Origin of the sequence: Candidatus Thiopontia autotrophica, from assembly GCA_014384675.1 — a bacterium.
Classification (GTDB): Bacteria; Pseudomonadota; Gammaproteobacteria.
Window position 1 is genome coordinate 143220 of the sequence record JACNFK010000034.1, and the last position, 16973, is coordinate 160192.

19 protein-coding genes are annotated in these 16973 nt (G+C 47.9%); 8 read left to right on the top strand and 11 right to left on the bottom strand.

Annotation, left to right across the window (positions count from 1 at the left end; translation table 11 throughout):
• Position 1: 1 nt before the first annotated feature.
• Complete coding sequence (locus tag H8D24_07310; GenBank protein MBC8520196.1) at positions 2 to 511, bottom strand: hypothetical protein; 510 nt, start codon at positions 509 to 511, stop codon at positions 2 to 4.
• Between the two features lie 56 nt (positions 512 to 567).
• Here H8D24_07310 and H8D24_07315 point away from each other — a divergent pair, with 56 nt between their 5' ends.
• From H8D24_07315 to H8D24_07340, 6 genes are all read left to right on the top strand, one after another.
• On the top strand, positions 568 to 801 hold the full coding sequence (locus tag H8D24_07315; protein MBC8520197.1) for an exodeoxyribonuclease VII small subunit: 234 nt from the start codon (positions 568 to 570) through the stop codon (positions 799 to 801).
• Positions 798 to 1661, top strand: a complete 864-nt coding sequence (locus tag H8D24_07320; GenBank protein ID MBC8520198.1) for a polyprenyl synthetase family protein — start codon at positions 798 to 800, stop codon at positions 1659 to 1661. The genes H8D24_07315 and H8D24_07320 overlap by 4 nt, the downstream gene beginning before the upstream one ends.
• Positions 1662 to 1667: 6 nt before the next feature.
• On the top strand, positions 1668 to 3560 hold the full coding sequence (gene dxs, locus H8D24_07325) for a 1-deoxy-D-xylulose-5-phosphate synthase (protein MBC8520199.1): 1893 nt from the start codon (positions 1668 to 1670) through the stop codon (positions 3558 to 3560).
• A gap of 5 nt (positions 3561 to 3565) precedes the next feature.
• Positions 3566 to 3946: a 6-carboxytetrahydropterin synthase QueD gene (queD, locus tag H8D24_07330; protein ID MBC8520200.1), complete on the top strand. Its 381-nt coding sequence runs from the start codon at positions 3566 to 3568 to the stop codon at positions 3944 to 3946.
• A 15-nt stretch (positions 3947 to 3961) separates the two neighbouring features.
• The gene (locus H8D24_07335; GenBank protein MBC8520201.1) at positions 3962 to 4747 is read left to right on the top strand and encodes a GTP cyclohydrolase I FolE2; all 786 of its coding nucleotides are present in this window, start codon (positions 3962 to 3964) and stop codon (positions 4745 to 4747) included.
• A 116-nt stretch (positions 4748 to 4863) separates the two neighbouring features.
• Positions 4864 to 6072 (top strand): NnrS family protein, encoded by a 1209-nt coding sequence (locus H8D24_07340; protein MBC8520202.1) that lies wholly within the window; start codon positions 4864 to 4866, stop codon positions 6070 to 6072.
• 182 nt (positions 6073 to 6254) lie between these two features.
• Here the strand turns inward: H8D24_07340 and thiL are convergent, their stop codons facing one another.
• Genes thiL through H8D24_07380 form a run of 8 tightly spaced genes read right to left on the bottom strand, consistent with a single transcriptional unit; the run spans position 6255 to position 12884 of the window.
• Positions 6255 to 7214, bottom strand: coding sequence for a thiamine-phosphate kinase (thiL, locus tag H8D24_07345; GenBank protein MBC8520203.1), 960 nt, complete (start codon positions 7212 to 7214; stop codon positions 6255 to 6257).
• Positions 7201 to 7635: a transcription antitermination factor NusB gene (gene nusB, locus H8D24_07350; GenBank protein MBC8520204.1), complete on the bottom strand. Its 435-nt coding sequence runs from the start codon at positions 7633 to 7635 to the stop codon at positions 7201 to 7203. Before nusB ends, thiL begins: the two co-directional genes overlap by 14 nt.
• 16 nt (positions 7636 to 7651) lie before the next feature.
• On the bottom strand, positions 7652 to 8122 hold the full coding sequence (ribE, locus tag H8D24_07355) for a 6,7-dimethyl-8-ribityllumazine synthase (GenBank protein MBC8520205.1): 471 nt from the start codon (positions 8120 to 8122) through the stop codon (positions 7652 to 7654).
• Positions 8123 to 8146: 24 nt separating this feature from the next.
• Entirely contained in the window at positions 8147 to 9250 is a 1104-nt protein-coding gene (ribB, locus tag H8D24_07360) for a 3,4-dihydroxy-2-butanone-4-phosphate synthase (protein ID MBC8520206.1), read from the bottom strand.
• 16 nt (positions 9251 to 9266) lie between these two features.
• Complete coding sequence (locus H8D24_07365; protein MBC8520207.1) at positions 9267 to 9929, bottom strand: riboflavin synthase; 663 nt, start codon at positions 9927 to 9929, stop codon at positions 9267 to 9269.
• Between the two features lie 16 nt (positions 9930 to 9945).
• Complete coding sequence (gene ribD, locus H8D24_07370) at positions 9946 to 11007, bottom strand: bifunctional diaminohydroxyphosphoribosylaminopyrimidine deaminase/5-amino-6-(5-phosphoribosylamino)uracil reductase RibD (protein MBC8520208.1); 1062 nt, start codon at positions 11005 to 11007, stop codon at positions 9946 to 9948.
• A 52-nt stretch (positions 11008 to 11059) separates the two neighbouring features.
• A complete protein-coding gene (gene nrdR, locus H8D24_07375; GenBank protein ID MBC8520209.1) occupies positions 11060 to 11596 on the bottom strand; it encodes a transcriptional repressor NrdR in 537 nt (178 codons plus the stop codon).
• Between the two features lie 34 nt (positions 11597 to 11630).
• Positions 11631 to 12884 carry a serine hydroxymethyltransferase gene (locus H8D24_07380; protein ID MBC8520210.1) on the bottom strand — a complete coding sequence of 418 codons (1254 nt, stop codon included), beginning with the start codon at positions 12882 to 12884 and terminating at the stop codon, positions 11631 to 11633.
• 280 nt (positions 12885 to 13164) lie between these two features.
• On the opposite strand from H8D24_07380, the gene ettA reads away from it, so the two are divergent.
• Both ettA and yeiP read left to right on the top strand, forming a co-directional pair.
• Positions 13165 to 14832: an energy-dependent translational throttle protein EttA gene (gene ettA / locus H8D24_07385; GenBank protein MBC8520211.1), complete on the top strand. Its 1668-nt coding sequence runs from the start codon at positions 13165 to 13167 to the stop codon at positions 14830 to 14832.
• Positions 14833 to 14914: 82 nt separating this feature from the next.
• Positions 14915 to 15484 (top strand): elongation factor P-like protein YeiP, encoded by a 570-nt coding sequence (yeiP, locus tag H8D24_07390; GenBank protein ID MBC8520212.1) that lies wholly within the window; start codon positions 14915 to 14917, stop codon positions 15482 to 15484.
• 11 nt (positions 15485 to 15495) lie between these two features.
• Here the strand turns inward: yeiP and yidD are convergent, their stop codons facing one another.
• Together yidD and H8D24_07400 are read right to left on the bottom strand one after the other, a co-directional pair.
• On the bottom strand, positions 15496 to 15720 hold the full coding sequence (gene yidD, locus H8D24_07395; GenBank protein MBC8520213.1) for a membrane protein insertion efficiency factor YidD: 225 nt from the start codon (positions 15718 to 15720) through the stop codon (positions 15496 to 15498).
• Complete coding sequence (locus tag H8D24_07400) at positions 15717 to 16781, bottom strand: 3-deoxy-7-phosphoheptulonate synthase (protein MBC8520214.1); 1065 nt, start codon at positions 16779 to 16781, stop codon at positions 15717 to 15719. Before H8D24_07400 ends, yidD begins: the two co-directional genes overlap by 4 nt.
• Positions 16782 to 16973: the final 192 nt, after the last annotated feature.

The window sequence follows — 16973 nt, forward strand, 5'->3', positions numbered from 1 at the left end:
GTTAACGGTTGTATTTAATCTTATCAATAACTGCATCTACAGGTCGCGGACGATTTCCCTGTTCGCACACAATCCCACGCAACAGGGCCTTACGGAAAAAATCATAACTACGCACCGGCTCCCAGTGCGCTCCATCATTCTCCGTAAAACTGCCATTTATACCAAATGCATAATTTTTGTATTCCATTGTCTGACAACGCATTCCGTCGTAAAAGACATTGGTTGATCCACTTCTGGTTTTTATCACTGCAGAGTATCGGATTACATAATCATCCGCAATGGATAGGGAGTTGGTATCCAGAAAATAACGGTGGCTGGAAGAGGGGTTATCAACCTGGAACTCCAATAAATTATCCTCTTGCGGATAATCCGGGATAGATATCTCAGACTCCTTCCACGCATCCCCCTCCTCATAATAGGTACTACCTGATCCTCCATCCCACCAGTTGGCATCTGCAGCCGACAGAATAGAAAAAATGAGAATGAAAAATGTTACAATGATCCGCTTCATGAACGTACATTATCCACCGAATCAGAGCTGAACCAACCCCCCTGACAGAAAAAAATATGGCTGCGAAAAAGAAAACCGGAGACTCTTCATTCAATTTCGAGAAGAGCCTTTCCAATCTGGAACAACTGGTTGCAGAGATGGAGAGTGGTGATCTGTCTCTGGAGGATTCACTGAAAAAGTTTGAAAATGGCATCCAGCTTATAAGAGATTGTCAGGGGGCATTGAGTGATGCGGAGCAAAAGGTTGAAATCCTTACCAAGGAGGGGTTGAAGCCGTTCGAATCCTCATGAGCAACCCATTCGGTGTGTGGCAGCAGCGTGTAGAGGGGGCTCTAGAGCAGTCCATCCCTGCCACAACCACACTTCCCACCCAACTACACAAGGCGATTCACTACACTGTTTTCAGTGGTGGTAAACGGATTCGTCCAATTCTTGTCTATGCTGCCGGTAAACTGTTTGATATCTCTACTGAAAAACTTGATAAAGCGGCAGTAGCAGTTGAACTCATCCACACCTATTCTCTGGTTCACGATGATCTCCCCGCAATGGATGATGATGACCTGCGCAGAGGAGAGCCTACCTGCCATCGTGCCTTCGATGAGGCTACTGCAATTTTGGTCGGAGATGCTCTACAGACCATGGCCTTCCAGGCTCTTGCAGACTCCCCTCTATCCAGTGATATTCGCCTCAAATGGATCCAGTTGCTCACGGCTGCCAGCGGTTCAGAAGGCATGGTCGGGGGACAGATGATCGATCTGGAGACAGTAACCGAGAGTGACGAATTAAGCACTATGCACCTGATGAAGACAGGTGCATTGATTCGTGCAAGTATCCTGATGGGGGCAACTCCAGGGAGGCCTGACGAGACCACTACCGACAACCTTATAACTTATGCTAACTCAATCGGTCTTGCCTTTCAGGTTCGCGATGACATCCTTGATATAGAAGGCACAAGCGATATCATCGGCAAACCACAGGGCTCGGATCTGGAGCAGGAGAAAAGCACCTTTGTATCTATATTTGGTATGGATAGTGCGAAAATCAGGCTACAAAAACTACACCAACAAGCAATAGATGCACTATCTCTATTTGATAGTCGGGCGGATAGCCTGAGAGAGATTGCCAATTTCATTATCCAGAGAGACCATTAACCGGCTATGCTCTCCTCTTCTCCATCAACACCGCTTCTGGATAAAACTACAGACCCAGAAAAGTTGCGCCACCTTGATCAGGAGCAACTTCCTGATCTGGCTAGGGAAATTCGCAGCTTTATGATTCACTCGGTTGAACAGACCGGTGGCCACCTTGCATCCAGCCTGGGAGTTGTTGAGCTCACGATAGCACTACACTACATATACAACACACCTGAAGATCGCCTGGTCTGGGATGTGGGTCACCAGAGCTATCCTCATAAGATAATTACCGGCAGACGTCATGAGATGTCTACTCTACGACAAAAAGGTGGTCTCTCCGGCTTTACCAAACGTGAAGAGAGCCCCTACGATCCATTTGGAACCGGACACTCCAGCACATCTGTAAGTGCTGCTCTGGGGATGGCAATTGCAGCAAAACAGGCTGGTGAAGAGAGACAGACTATTGCTGTTATTGGTGACGGCGCGCTGACCGGAGGCATGGCCTTTGAGGCACTAAACCATGCGGGCGATGAAAATGCCAACCTGCTGGTGGTACTAAATGACAATGACATGTCAATCTCTGAAAATGTTGGAGGGCTCTCTCGCTACCTTGGTAGAGTTCTTACCAGCTCCGCCTACAGTCATATGCGTGAAACCAGTCGCAAAGTGCTGAGTAAACTGCCAGGCGCCTGGGATCTGGCAAGAAAAACAGAGGAGCACGTCAAGGGGATGGTGGTTCCAGGAACACTATTTGAAGAGCTTGGATTCAACTATGTTGGCCCTGTCGATGGACATGATATAAACGCACTGGTACGCGCCTTGCGCACTCTGCATACACTCAAGGGCCCACGATTCCTCCATATAATTACCCAAAAGGGCCATGGTCACATACCTGCTGAACGAGACCCTCTTAAATACCATGGAATTGGACGTATTGAACCTGCCACTCAGCAAAGTGATGTGCAAACTGAACAGGCCACCACATATACATCTATTTTTGGTGACTGGCTCTGTGATGCCGTGGAGAAAAACCCGGAACTTATTGCCATAACCCCTGCCATGATGTGCGGCTCCGGCATGGTACGTTTTGCCGAAAAATATCCCGACCACTTTATTGATGTTGGTATTGCAGAACAACACGCGGTTACCCTGGCTGCAGGGCTGGCTGTAGAGAACCGGCATCCGGTTGTCGCGATCTACTCTACCTTCTTACAGCGTGCCTATGACCAGCTGATTCATGATGTTGCTCTGCAGAACCTTCCGGTTCTGTTTGCTATCGACCGGGCTGGACTGGTTGGTGCTGATGGCCCAACCCATACTGGCGCCTTTGATCTAAGTTTTCTCAGGGCTATTCCAAACCTTATTATCATGACCCCTTCAGGTGGTGAAGAGTGCCAACAAATGCTATCGACCGGTATGCGATACCATGGGCCAGCAGCGGTTCGTTACCCTCGTGCAACAATCCCGGATCAACCAGAGAGCAATAGCCCTGTAACAATCGGCAAGGGAAAGATTCGCCGACAGGGGGAAAAAGTTGCCATACTGGTGTTTGGAACACTGCTTGAACAGACCATGGATGCAGCTGAACAGATAGATGCAACTGTCGTTGATATGCGTTTTGTTGCCCCGCTGGACCACTCACTTATTACCCAGATGTGTAAACAGCATGAGATGCTTGTCACTGTTGAGGAGAATGTGACTGCAGGAGGTGCCGGTAGTGGTGTAAGCGAGTTCATACTTTCCCAAAACATATCTACTCCACTGTTGATGCTTGGACTGCCAAATAATTTCGTCGAACAGGGGGAGAGAGCAGCCCTTATAGAGCAATATGGCCTCTCTGGCCATGGTATACTTGACTCGATTAGTAGGTTTCAGCAACAAAGTTCTTCGAATAACCACCCTGACCCATCCATATAGCTCTTATGTCTGGACGATTTACACTACAAGTTATCAGTGATTTTTCAGCTGCCCACAGCCTTCGTGGATACCCTGGAGACTGCCAGCATCTACACGGACACAACTGGAAAGTAGAGGTTGAGGTAACATCTGCAGAACTGGATGAGCTGGGTATGGTTATTGATTTCAAAAAAATAAAACAGGCCACCAAAGAGGCCACTGACCGTCTTGACCATCAATACTTAAATGATGTGCCACCATTCGACAAAATCAACCCAACTGCTGAAAATATAGCCCATACATTTTTTACTGAGATCTCAAACTCAATCAACCATCAACAGGTAGAGGTTGAGTCTGTTACAGTCTGGGAAACCGAACGGTCATCAGCACGCTATAGCAAAAGATAATAGAGAGAAACCTTTATGAGCAATGACAAAATGGTAGATGTACAGGGTAGTGAGGATACCCGTCAGATACCAATCGACAAGGTTGGAATCAAGGATATCCGTCACCCTGTTGTCATCAAGGATCGCACCGGAAAAGAGCAGCACACAGTTGCAACCTTCAACATGTATGTCAGCCTTCCTCAACATTTCAAAGGGACTCACATGTCCCGTTTTGTGCGTATCCTTAATCAGCATGATTTTGAGATCACCGTAGATACATTCAAGGCCATGCTGGGAGAGATGGTGACGACCCTGGAGGCTGAATCTGGCCACATAGAGATGTCATTCCCTTTCTTTGTCAACAAAAAGGCTCCCGTTAGCGGAATAGAGAGCCTGATTGACTATGAGGTAACATTTATTGGTGAGATTACAGATGGACGGCCCTCCATGAACGTCAAGGTTCTGGTGCCAGCTACCAGCCTCTGTCCTTGCTCCAAGGAGATATCTGAATATGGTGCACACAATCAGCGTTCTCACATTACGGTAAATGCAAGGCCTTCAGGGTTCCTCTGGATTGAGGACATGATTGATATTGTGGAACAGGAGGCCTCATGTGAGCTATTTGGTCTGCTCAAGCGTCCTGATGAGAAATACGTGACCGAACGTGCCTATGATAATCCAAAGTTTGTTGAGGATCTGGTGCGTGATGTTGCAAACAGGCTCAATAGTGACGACAGAATCATCTCCTATGTACTGGAGGCTGAAAATTTCGAATCCATCCATAACCACTCTGCCTATGCGATGATTGAGAAAGTAAAGTAATAGAGACAGCACCTAATCTCACCATTGCCATAGATCAATTACAAGCTGGCAAAAAACATGTAAAAAGTACCATCTATTAGCCGTCAAAAAGAGGCTGCGATAACTGGAACAGATATATGTTACTAAATATTGAGAATAAGTCGGAGCCAGTCCACTCTTTTGCACTCTTTCAGCTTGGATTCCGTCCATTTTTCCTGGCGGCATCACTGTATAGCATAGTTGCCATAGTTCTATGGACGCTGTCCTATAGTTTTCAGTGGCACCCGGGTGCTATCCTGCAGTTTGGCAACCACTTTTTGTGGCATGGTCATGAAATGGTATTTGGCTATGGGGTTGCCGTTGCAGGTGGGTTCCTGCTAACGGCATCCATGAACTGGACGGGGGTGCAGACAATACGTTTTACCCCTCTGGCACTTCTCTTTAGCTTGTGGTTGCTTGCCAGAATACTGCCATGGATAGACAGTATTCCCCTAATCATCCCTGCAACACTCGACCTTCTGTTTTTGTTGGCCCTCACTATCGCTATCACCCATCCTCTCTACAAGGCACGGCAGTGGGATCAGGTTCGTATCTTTACCTCCAAATTTCTCACAATTTTTATCTCAAACCTTATCTTCTACCTTGGTGTATTCAAGGTGATAGACGGGGGTGAACGTATTGGCCTATATGGTGGCATCTACCTTATTATTGCCCTGCTACTAACCCTTGGGCGCCGAGTCTTTCCATTCTTTATAGAGAAAGGTGTAGGGGTAGAGTTAACACTCAAAAACTCTAAATTTCTGGATATCTCCAGCCTCGCACTGTTTCTGCTGTTTGCCCTCAGTGACATCTTTCTGCCCCAGTTATGGGTAAGCGGACTGTTGGCGGCAGCACTTGTAGTTGTACATGGTTTGCGATTTGTTAACTGGTATACAAACCTTATATGGAACAAACCCCTTCTTTGGGTGCTGATGGTTGGCTACGGCTGGATTATCCTTGGGTTTCTATTCAAGGCACTATCTGCCTTTGGGGTAATATCACCACTTATTGCGCTACATGCATTCACCTACGGCGCTATTGGCATCATTACAATGGGCATGATGGCGCGCGTTATCCTTGGCCATACAGGGAGAAGCATCTTCAATCCACCAAAAAGCCTTAACATCATCTTTGGGTTGCTGCTTGTTGGTGCTGTGGTTCGTGTACTGCTTCCCATTATTCTTCCAGAACAGTTCGTAACCATGGTTCTTATTTCACAACTGTTCTGGGTTGCCTCATTCACCATGTTTCTGTGGAACTATGCGGCCATGCTCATACAACCAAGAACAGACGGAAGACCTGGATAACTTTGGTCTCACCGCCTAAGTTTTCCTTAATTGTTGTCTTGTGTTATATCCACTACCATCTCTTTCACTAAGGAGGCTCTGATTAAGTCACTTCGTGACCCAATCAGATGTTCCCTAATTGTGAGGAGGTGGTGACCGGTGTCTTGATTGCTCAGGATGCCGGTTTTTTATAGGTTCCAGGGTTAAAAATGTTGAAACCCACTCTTGTCGGGAATCCATTCTGATGTCCCCCTCCACTGCAGACCAACATCTTGCTTAATCTCTCCAATTACAGATACTGCGATATCAATATCTGACAAGCTATTATTAACGTCACCCAACTTCTGTTTTGGAATTGTAAAACAGAGCTCATAGTCGTCACCTGCAGTCATCGCCAACTCTAGTTGTTCTGCAGTCGTGGAAAGTCTCGATAGTGATGGATGCAGAGGAATTGCATCCAGATCAATTATTGCTCCAACACCACTCTGATCAAGGATATGGCCAACATCAGCTAGCAGGCCGTCAGAAATATCTATCATTGATGTTGCATATTCACGCAAGATTACTCCTGCCTCAACACGCGGAGTTGGGAGCTCCAGATAATTTATGATCTCTTTCGCATTCTCCCCCTGCTGAATAAGTTTTAGTGCGAGAGCTGCAGCCCCCAGGGAATTTGTTACACAGATCAGGTCTCCTGCTTTTGCCCCATCTCTGCGGACTGCCTCACCTTCCGGCACCAGACCATGAATCTGCATGGTTAGAGTAAGAGGCCCTCTGGTTGTATCACCACCAACCAGGTCAATCTGGTAATGGTTAGCCAGCGCAAACATTCCTTGAGAGAACCTGCCCATCCACTCTGGATTATTCTCTGGAATAGTGAGCGCAAGTGTTGCCCATACCGGGGCTGCTCCCATTGCTGCCAGATCGCTGAGGTTTACTGCCATTAGTTTATGGCCCAATGATTCCGGCGACACCCCTCCCATAAAGTGTACGCCCTCAACCATGGTATCGATTGAGACAACGAGTTGTTTACCTGACGGAATCTGAAGCAGAGAGGCATCATCACCAATACCAAGAATTGTCTCTGGGTGGTATGTGTCTGTTCTATAGAAGTATCTCTCGATCAGGGAGAACTCACCATCACCCTGACTACTTTTTTTCATGTGCCGCAACTTCTACTTTGCGGGATTCGTGCGCTACTCTGTCAAGAGCGGCATTGATAAATTTGTGGCTCTTGGCCGAACCAAATGTCTTTGAGAGGTTGATATACTCGTTCAGAACAACTCTATATGGGACCTCAGGCATATATATCAGCTCATATGTTCCCAGTCTAAGCAGCGCCTTTTCAACAGGATCCACCTGTTCAATTTTCCTGCTCAGATAAGGAGACACCGACTGATCAACAGAAGTCACTTCAGCAATTACCCCCTTAACGACTTTCTCAAACAGCTTGGAGTCGGCCTCATCAAGAATTCCTTCTTCATGGAACTGGGTTATGATCTCAATTACAGGCTGTGCCGAAATAGACCACTGATATAACGCCTGTACCGCAGCACGTCTCGATCTGGAGCGCTCCTTGCTCATTGTGCCGGTTATAAACCTAAAGCTTTTTTAGCAGGTTAACCATCTCAATGGCAGAGATTGCCGCCTCAGCACCCTTGTTGCCCGCCTTGGTTCCTGAACGTTCAATGGCCTGTTCAATTGTATCTACTGTCAATAGACCAAAGGTGATTGGGGTGCTACTCTCCAGTGAGACTGTTGCCAACCCTTTGGTAGCCTCTCCAGCAACAAAATCGAAATGCGGGGTTCCACCACGAATTACTGCTCCTATCGCAATAATTGCATCATATCCCTCTTTTGCCATCCTCTGTGCCGCGATAGGCATCTCAAAGGCACCGGGAACTCTTACCACATGGATATCCTCAGCATTGGCTCCATTACGAACCAGGGTGTCAATAGCACCTTCCAGCAGACTCTCAACTACAAAGCTGTTGAAACGGGCAACCACAATACCGAAACGCCCTCCATCCACATTCAGATTTGCCTCAGTTACCTTTATATTGCTGTCCATATTTTTTCCTCTCTTAGATAATTATCAGTAGGATACCGTCTCAACCAACTCAAGTCCAAACCCTGACAGAGCATGTAATTTTCTGGGGGTACCCAAAACGCGCATTTTTCTCACTCCAAGATCGAGCAGAATCTGTGCTCCAACACCAAAATCACGCAGTTCTCCCGTCGATTTTGTGTTGTCTGAGTTACCGCCTTGCTGGTGGTTCCTGATCCGCTCAATCAGATCTCGTCCGTCCTCTTCCTTACGGAGTAGAAGCAGTACACCATTCTCTTCCTTGGCAATTCTCTCCATATCTCGCTCAAGGGTATGTCCGCACCCCTCTCCATCAACAGAGAACAGATCACAAAGTGTATCAAGCATATGAACACGGACCAGCACCGGGGTTTCCGGATCAATGCTACCCTTTACCAGAGCCAGATGAACCTCTCTATCAATGGATTCACGATAGGCTTTGATATGGAATGAACCATACTTGGTATCAAGATCACTCTCAGCCTCTGCCTCTACTGTTTTCTCGTTGCGGATCCTGTACTCAATCAGGTCAGCAACAGTTCCCAGCTTCAGTCCATGCTCCTGGGCAAACAACTCAAGATCAGGACGACGAGCCATTGTGCCGTCATCATTCAGGATCTCAACAATAACAGATGATGGCTCAAGCTCCGCCAATCTGGCCAGATCACACCCCGCCTCTGTATGTCCCGCACGGGTCAATACCCCGCCTAGCTGCGCCATTAATGGAAACACATGGCCCGGCATGACGATATTGTCTGCTGTTGCATCAGCTGCTGTTGCTGCCTGCACTGTAACTGCACGGTCAGCAGCCGAAATGCCCGTGGTCACACCACTGGATGCTTCAATAGAGACGGTAAAGTTAGTACCGTGCAGATCACTGTTTGTACCTGTCACCATAAGCGGAAGATTTAGCTGCTCACAACGGTCACGGGTAAGGGTGAGACAGATCAATCCACGGCCATAACGGGCCATAAAGTTAATGTCATCAGCTGTAGCCTTGGCAGATGCCATAATCAGATCGCCCTCATTCTCACGATCCTCATCATCCATCAGTACAACCATCTTGCCTTGACGAATATCTTCAATAATCTCTTCTGAACTGTTCAGTTCCATTATTTTTTTCTACCTGTTATTTCCCTAAAAATCCATTTTCAGCAAGGAGTTCCATACTGATCCCCTTCACTCCTGACTTAGCTGCACGATCCCCCAACAGCATCCTCTCCAGATAACGGGCAATCAAGTCAACCTCAAGATTAACCATGACCCCTACCTGAAAACTGTCCATTGTAGTCTCTTGCAGAGTATGCGGAACAATATTTAGATCAAACACTGCCCCATCAACACTATTCACGGTGAGACTGATTCCGTTAACTGTAACCGATCCTTTCTCTGCTATGTAACGCGCAAGCTCATCTGGTGCCTTGATACGGAAACAGACCGAACGTCCATCATCAGAACGGCTTATCACCTCACCAATGCCATCCACATGGCCACTAACCATGTGTCCACCAAGTCTGGTAGTTGGTGTTAGTGCCTTCTCAAGATTCACATCTGATCCAGCCTTTAGCTGTGAAAATGCGGTACGTGACAGAGTCTCACCAGAGACATCTGCAATAAAACCATTTCCCGGAAGCTCTACAGCAGTCAGACAGACGCCATTAACAGCAATACTGTCTCCAAGTTGCACATCACCAAGATCAAGTTTCCCGGTCTCAACAAATATTCTGGCATCGCTACCCTTGGGTTCAATGCGTGAAATACGCCCTATGGACTCTATAATTCCTGTAAACATGACGGCTAAGGATACATTAGTGAGCTGTTAACGTCATTCTGAGATCGCCACCAACCATTCTGATCTCCTTAATTTTCAACGAAATTTTTTCATCCATCTCCTTTAACTGGATATCAAGCAGAGGACGCGCATCACTTCCCATCAAAACTGGTGCCATGTAGAGAACAATTTCATCAACCAACTGATGCCTTACAAGCTCCCCTGCAAGAGTTGCTCCGGTCTCCACATGAATCTCATTCATCTCGAGCTGCGCCAAATACCCCATTAGCTGTTGAAGATCCAACCCTCGACTGGAGCGATCCAGGCGAATCACTTTCACATTTTTCCTCTCAGACCACTCTGATGGTATGGATGCATCTGTGGCCACAGCCATAATGATCTCTCCATCAATAGAGAACAATTTTGCAGATGCTGGGGTTTTTGCATCAGGGTCAAGAACTATCCGAACCGGTATCTTGAAATCACCGCTGATCTCTCGCACATTCAGGGATGGGTCGTCAGCCAGGATTGTTCCAACCCCCGTCATAATGGCAGAACTGCGTGCACGCAACCTTTGTACATCCATGCGTGCATCTGCGCCTGTAATCCACCTGCTCTCACCTGAGGACATGGCGGTACGTCCATCCACACTCATTGCCATTTTCAATCTTATGAATGGTCGCTTACTGCGCATCCGTGACAAGAAACCGGGATTTAACATCTCTGTCTCTTGCGGGGAGAGGCCACTTTGGACCGCAATGCCGGCATCCTGCATTCTTCTGATCCCACCCCCTGAGACCTCTGGATTTGAATCCTCCAGCGCCACAACCACTCGTGATACCCCTGCCTCAATCAAGGCATCACTACAGGGAGGAGTTTTGCCAAAATGGCTGCATGGCTCCAGGGTGACATAAGCGGTTGCCCCATTGGCAGCTTCACCAGCCTGATTCAACGCATTAATTTCGGCATGTGGGCCACCGGCATACTGATGAAACCCTTCACCAACAATCTCGCCACTCTTCACCAGAAGGCAGCCAACGCGCGGATTAGGGTCTGTCGTATAGAGCCCCTTCGCCGCCAACTTATGAGCCCGTGCCATCCAGCGGTGATCTTCCGGACTAAAAACTGAGCCACTACTCATCTGCTGCAAATCACCTCTTTTTTCCATTTCGCCAAGGCTGATCTATATTTTCATCTGCCAAAAGCTGTAGCTGTAGATCATTTTTTCCCAACTGAGTCTCATGCTCCATTCGCTCAACCATCTCACGGAACGCATTCACATCCTGAAAACTTCGATACACAGAGGCAAAACGTATATATCCAACCTCATCAAGATTACGCAACTCATCCATTACCCACTCCCCCAGTTCGCGAGATTGCACCTCTCGCTCCCCTCTGGTAATCAGTCGATGTCGGATTCGTTCAATGGCTGCATCTATGCTCTCTGTCTCAACTGGGCGTTTCTCCAGCGCGCGCAAAAAGCCTCTACGTAATCTCTCTTCATCAAATGGTTGACGATTGCCATCATTCTTGATGATTCTTGGGGTTGCCAGATCCACAACCTCGAAGGTTGTAAAGCGCTCACTACAAGCCTGACATTCGCGCCGCCTGCGTACCTGATCACCCTCTCCTACCAGACGAGAGTCAACCACACGGGTATCTTCAGCCCCACAAAATGGACACCGCATCCTCTACTCTCTCCTGATGAACATTACAATAACCCTATCTGTATACGGGGAATCGCGCACAAAGATCCAACACCTTCTGCTTCACGCTGGCAATGGTTTCCTGATTCTCTACATCATCCATAACATCACACATCCAGCCGGCAAGCTCCGTTGCCTCACCCTCACCAAACCCGCGAGTGGTGATCGCAGGGGTTCCTACACGGATACCACTGGTTACAAATGGGGACTGCGGATCATTAGGGACCGCATTCTTGTTAACGGTAATATTGGAGTTACCAAGTGCTGCATCAGCTGCTTTTCCAGTAATCCCCTTGCTGATCAGATCAACCAGGAACAGATGGTTATCAGTGCCACCAGATACCACATCATAGCCACGATCAAGAAATACCTGTGCCATTGCCTGCGCATTCAACTTGACCTGATGCTGATAGCTCTTGAATTCTGGATCCAGCGCCTCCTTGAAGGCGACAGCCTTGGCAGCAATAACGTGCATCAGCGGGCCACCCTGAGTACCAGGAAAAACCAGTGAATTCAGCTTTTTCTCAATCTCGGGATTTGATTTGGCCAGAATAATTCCACCACGAGGTCCGCGCAGTGTTTTATGGGTTGTTGTTGTGGTGACATCAGCAATCTGCACGGGACTAGGGTATTCGTCCACAGCAATTAATCCAGCGACATGTGCCATATCAACAAACAGATAGGCACCAACCTCATCTGCAATATTACGGAATCGCTCCCAGTCAACCTCCCTGGAGTAGGCAGAGAAACCAGCCACAATCATTTTTGGTTTATGTTCACGGGCCAGAGACTCCATCTCCTCATAGTCCAACAGCCCTGTATCGTTGTTAAGACCATACTGCACCGCATTGTATATTTTGCCCGAGAAATTTGGTTTTGCGCCATGAGTGAGATGCCCTCCAGCATCAAGACTCATACCAAGAATGGTATCGCCCGGAAGACAGAGCGCCTGATAGACAGCAGCATTTGCCTGTGAACCTGAGTGAGGCTGCACATTGGCATAATCAGCACCAAAAAGCTCCTTGGCACGATCAATTGCCAGCTGTTCTGCAATATCCACATACTCACAACCACCGTAATAGCGTTTTCCTGGATACCCCTCTGCGTATTTATTAGTAAGCTGAGACCCCTGCGCCTCCATAACCCGAGGGCTTGCATAGTTCTCTGATGCAATTAACTCGATATGCTCCTCCTGTCGACGCTCCTCATTCTGCATCGCACCCCATAACTCATCATCAAACCCTGCAATCGCCATATCCTTTGAAAACATCTACCAATCCTTTTAATACATATAGAGTTAATACAACCTTCGATTTTACCACATGAAGCAGGTGATCTTTCTGCCAAAAGCTCTCTTCAAGAGCCATCAAAGATTAAATAATCGTTGACTATTTTAGAATTAAATAATATACTTGCAACCTGTTGGATTGTCCCTCCTGTTCTGATTTCATGGATGACTGTTGCACATGGACGTGCACTTATACTTTCCTCTTTCACATTCGTTATACTCCCCGCCTTTATTAGCCCCACAACAATAGGTTGGAGTATTAATGGCTCAATTTATCTACACCATGAATCGCGTCGGCAAAATTGTGCCGGGCGGTCGAGAAATCCTAAAAGAGATATCTCTCTCTTTTTTCCCGGGCGCAAAAATTGGTGTGCTTGGACTAAATGGCTCAGGCAAATCAACTCTCCTTAAAATTATGGCTGGGCTCGATAGTGAGATTGAGGGAGAGGCTCGTCCACAAGCAGGAATAAACATTGGATACCTTCCCCAAGAACCGCAACTAGACCCTGAAAAAGATGTGCGTGGAAATGTTGAAGAAGGTGTCTCTGAGACCAAGGCACTTCTTAATCGCTTCAATGAGGTTAGTGCCGGTTTTGCTGATCCTGATGCCGACTTTGATGCCTTGCTGGCAGAACAGGCTGAACTTCAGGACAAGATCGACTCTGCAGGCGCCTGGGAACTAGATCGGAAGCTGGAGATAGCAGCAGATGCTCTGAGGCTACCGCCTTGGGATGCAGATGTAACCAAGCTCTCTGGTGGTGAGCGACGCCGGGTCGCTCTCTGTCGCCTGCTACTATCCAATCCTGATATGCTGCTACTTGATGAGCCCACCAACCACCTCGATGCAGAGTCTATCGCCTGGCTGGAACGATTCCTTCACGACTTCCCTGGAACTGTGGTTGCCATCACCCATGACCGCTATTTTCTCGATAATGTGGCTGGCTGGATTCTGGAACTGGACCGTGGGCGCGGTATTCCATGGGAGGGAAATTACTCCTCATGGCTGGAGCAGAAACAGAATCGCCTGCAGATGGAAGAGAAGCATGAGAGTGCTCGTCAAAAAACCATGAAGGAGGAGCTGGAGTGGATTCGCTCAAACCAAAAAGGGCGCCATGCCAAGAGCAAGGCTCGCATAGCCCGCTTTGATGAGCTCTCTTCCCATGATGCACAGGCACGAAACGAGACCCATGAGATATATATCCCACCTGGCCCCAGACTCGGAGACCTTGTAATTGAGGGAGCAGGTATCCGCAAGGGATTTGGAGATCGCCTGCTGGTTGATGATCTTAACTTCAACCTTCCCCCTGGCGGTATTGTCGGAATTATCGGCCCCAATGGTGCCGGTAAAACCACTCTCTTCAGAATGTTGACCGGAGATGAGAAAGCAGATTCTGGAGAGATCAAAATTGGTGAGACGGTGAAGCTCTCCCATGTTGACCAGAGTCGTGACACACTTGACCCCAAACAGACGGTATGGGAATCAATCTCTGGCGGGCAGGAGATTTTGCGGATTGGTGGCTATGAAACCAACTCTCGTGCCTACGTTTCTCGCTTCAATTTCCGTGGTGGTGATCAACAGAAGCGTGTTGGTGACCTCTCCGGTGGTGAGCGCAACCGTGTCCATCTGGCAAAATTATTACAGAGTGGCGGCAATGTGCTGCTGCTTGATGAGCCAACAAATGATCTTGATGTTGAGACCCTGCGCGCACTGGAGGAGGCCCTACTGGCATTCCCTGGCTGCGCAGTAGTGATCTCGCATGATCGCTGGTTCCTTGACCGTATCGCCACCCACATGCTCGCCTTTGAGGGTGACAGCAAGGCGGTCTGGTTTGAGGGAAACTATGCCGATTACGAACAGGATAGAAAGAGACGACTTGGTGCCAAGGCAGATCAGCCGCACAGGATTAAGTATCGTCCAATATCAAAATAATTTGAATAAGTCTCAAGTGATTCCTGCTACTTAGGCGTGTCCGCGGCAGGAATCACCCATACAGTTACAACAGGAAATAGTTATGCCAAAAGCATCAGAACTAAAACGTGGAATGATAGTAGAGATCAACGGTACGCCACATGCGGTAAAAACTGTCGAGTCAAAAAGCCCCTCTTCCAGGGGAGCCTCTACCCTCTACAAAATTCGTTTTACCAATCTGCAGAGTGGCCAGAAACTGGATGAATCATTCAAGGGAGATGATCTGTTAAAAGATGCCGATTGCCTGAAACGACAGGCCCAATATTCATACAGTGATGGTGATAATTTTGTTTTTATGGATATGGATGACTACACCCAATATGAGGTCAATGGAGATGAGCTGTCAGAACAGTCTGGGTATCTGGTTGAAGGGATGGACGGGATCACAGTTCTTCTCTCTGATGACAATGTCTTGGGTATTGAGCTACCTCAAACTGTAACTCTGACTATTATCGAAACCGCTCCTGGAATCAAGGGAGCATCTGCTACCGGCAGAACCAAACCGGCAATTTTATCTACTGGTATAGAGATTCAGGTACCAGAGTACCTTGGGAGCGGAGAAGAGATAAAAGTACATACCGTAACAGGAAAGTTTATCTCCAGAGCCAGGTAGAATTTATCTGTTTAGTGTCCATCTTTTGGGGGTACCGGGTCATGCCCCCCTTCATGCCACGGGTGACAACGCCCGATTCTGCGAATTGCCATCCAGCTACCACGTAGTGCGCCATACTCTTTCAGGGCATCAATTGCATAGCTTGAGCAGGTCGGGGTAAAACGACAGCTCTGCCCCACCCATGGGCTTAGAACGATCTGGTAACCACGTACCAACAGAATCAGAATGGATTTCACGACGATTGGCGTCGTTGCCGTACTGCCTCCGCAAAGCCCTCAAGCAGTCCGACAGTGGCATCCCAGCCAATACAGGCATCAGTTACACTCTGGCCATATACCAGCTCTTCACCCTCACGAATATCCTGTCGCCCCTCAACCAGGTGACTCTCAACCATTACCCCCATAATATTATGGTCACCATGGCTAATCTGATGCGCAACATCGCTACCAACATCAATCTGTCTCTTGTAATCCTTGCGACTATTGGCATGACTAAGATCAATCATCAGTCGCGTATTCTGTTCTGCCTCTCCTAGATCTGCTGCCGCATTCCTCACACTCTCTGCATCATAATTTGGGCGCCCATCACCACCACGCAGTATTACATGACAATCCTCATTACCATTGGTTGAAAAGATTGCGGAGTGCCCCTGCTTGGTAACCGAGAGAAAATGGTGTGGTTGCGAAGCTGCCCAGATCCCGTCAATTGCGATCTGCAGCTTTCCATCTGTTCCATTCTTGAAACCAACCGGACATGACAATCCTGACGCCAGCTCACGGTGAACCTGGCTCTCTGTTGTACGAGCCCCAATGGCTCCCCAGCTTATGAGGTCTGCAATATATTGCGGGGTAATCAGATCAAGGAATTCTGTTGCTGCAGGCACGCCTCTGTTATTGATCTCCAGCAACACCTCACGCGCCATACAGACACCCTTGTTGATATTGAAGCTTTGATCCAGGTCAGGGTCATTGATAAGCCCCTTCCAGCCAACCCGTGTGCGCGGTTTTTCAAAGTAGACACGCATCACTATAACCAACTCTTTAGCGAGATCATCACTTACTACACGTAATCTATCAGCATACTCTTTGGCCGCCTCAACATCATGAATAGAACAAGGACCAACCACAACCACTAGTCTGTCATCGGTTCCATCAAGAATCTGATGAATTGCATTTCTTGTCTCCCAGACTGTTTGCGACGCCTTCTCGGTAATCTGGTGCTGACGATGAACATCCTCGGGGGCTGCAACTTCCTGCATTCCCCTGATACGAAGATCATCTGTATTATGAGCTGTCATCTTTTTCTGTACTCCAGATATTGATCCTTGTGAAAGCAACCTCAGTCTCGCCTATACGGCACGCGCCATGGTCTCTCAACTGCGGCCATCCAGTCCCGCGGACGGTCCGCCTGTACGAGATGGCGATTATGTTCGCAATTATTGAGGCCAGAGTGGGCATTTTATCTCTCACTCTGGAAATATGGAACAGTT

Coding starts and splice junctions, on each gene's coding strand:
- ribD (MBC8520208.1), bottom strand. CDS start 11,007: ATGGCACGGGCTCATAAGTTGGCGGCGAAGGGGCTCTATACGACAGAC.
- yeiP (MBC8520212.1), top strand. CDS start 14,915: ATGCCAAAAGCATCAGAACTAAAACGTGGAATGATAGTAGAGATCAAC.
- H8D24_07380 (MBC8520210.1), bottom strand. CDS start 12,884: ATGTTTTCAAAGGATATGGCGATTGCAGGGTTTGATGATGAGTTATGG.
- H8D24_07340 (MBC8520202.1), top strand. CDS start 4,864: ATGTTACTAAATATTGAGAATAAGTCGGAGCCAGTCCACTCTTTTGCA.
- nusB (MBC8520204.1), bottom strand. CDS start 7,635: ATGAGCAAGGAGCGCTCCAGATCGAGACGTGCTGCGGTACAGGCGTTA.
- H8D24_07400 (MBC8520214.1), bottom strand. CDS start 16,781: ATGACAGCTCATAATACAGATGATCTTCGTATCAGGGGAATGCAGGAA.
- H8D24_07320 (MBC8520198.1), top strand. CDS start 798: ATGAGCAACCCATTCGGTGTGTGGCAGCAGCGTGTAGAGGGGGCTCTA.
- H8D24_07310 (MBC8520196.1), bottom strand. CDS start 511: ATGAAGCGGATCATTGTAACATTTTTCATTCTCATTTTTTCTATTCTG.
- H8D24_07315 (MBC8520197.1), top strand. CDS start 568: ATGGCTGCGAAAAAGAAAACCGGAGACTCTTCATTCAATTTCGAGAAG.
- dxs (MBC8520199.1), top strand. CDS start 1,668: ATGCTCTCCTCTTCTCCATCAACACCGCTTCTGGATAAAACTACAGAC.
- ettA (MBC8520211.1), top strand. CDS start 13,165: ATGGCTCAATTTATCTACACCATGAATCGCGTCGGCAAAATTGTGCCG.
- H8D24_07335 (MBC8520201.1), top strand. CDS start 3,962: ATGAGCAATGACAAAATGGTAGATGTACAGGGTAGTGAGGATACCCGT.
- queD (MBC8520200.1), top strand. CDS start 3,566: ATGTCTGGACGATTTACACTACAAGTTATCAGTGATTTTTCAGCTGCC.
- H8D24_07365 (MBC8520207.1), bottom strand. CDS start 9,929: ATGTTTACAGGAATTATAGAGTCCATAGGGCGTATTTCACGCATTGAA.
- ribE (MBC8520205.1), bottom strand. CDS start 8,122: ATGGACAGCAATATAAAGGTAACTGAGGCAAATCTGAATGTGGATGGA.
- thiL (MBC8520203.1), bottom strand. CDS start 7,214: ATGAAAAAAAGTAGTCAGGGTGATGGTGAGTTCTCCCTGATCGAGAGA.
- nrdR (MBC8520209.1), bottom strand. CDS start 11,596: ATGCGGTGTCCATTTTGTGGGGCTGAAGATACCCGTGTGGTTGACTCT.
- ribB (MBC8520206.1), bottom strand. CDS start 9,250: ATGGAACTGAACAGTTCAGAAGAGATTATTGAAGATATTCGTCAAGGC.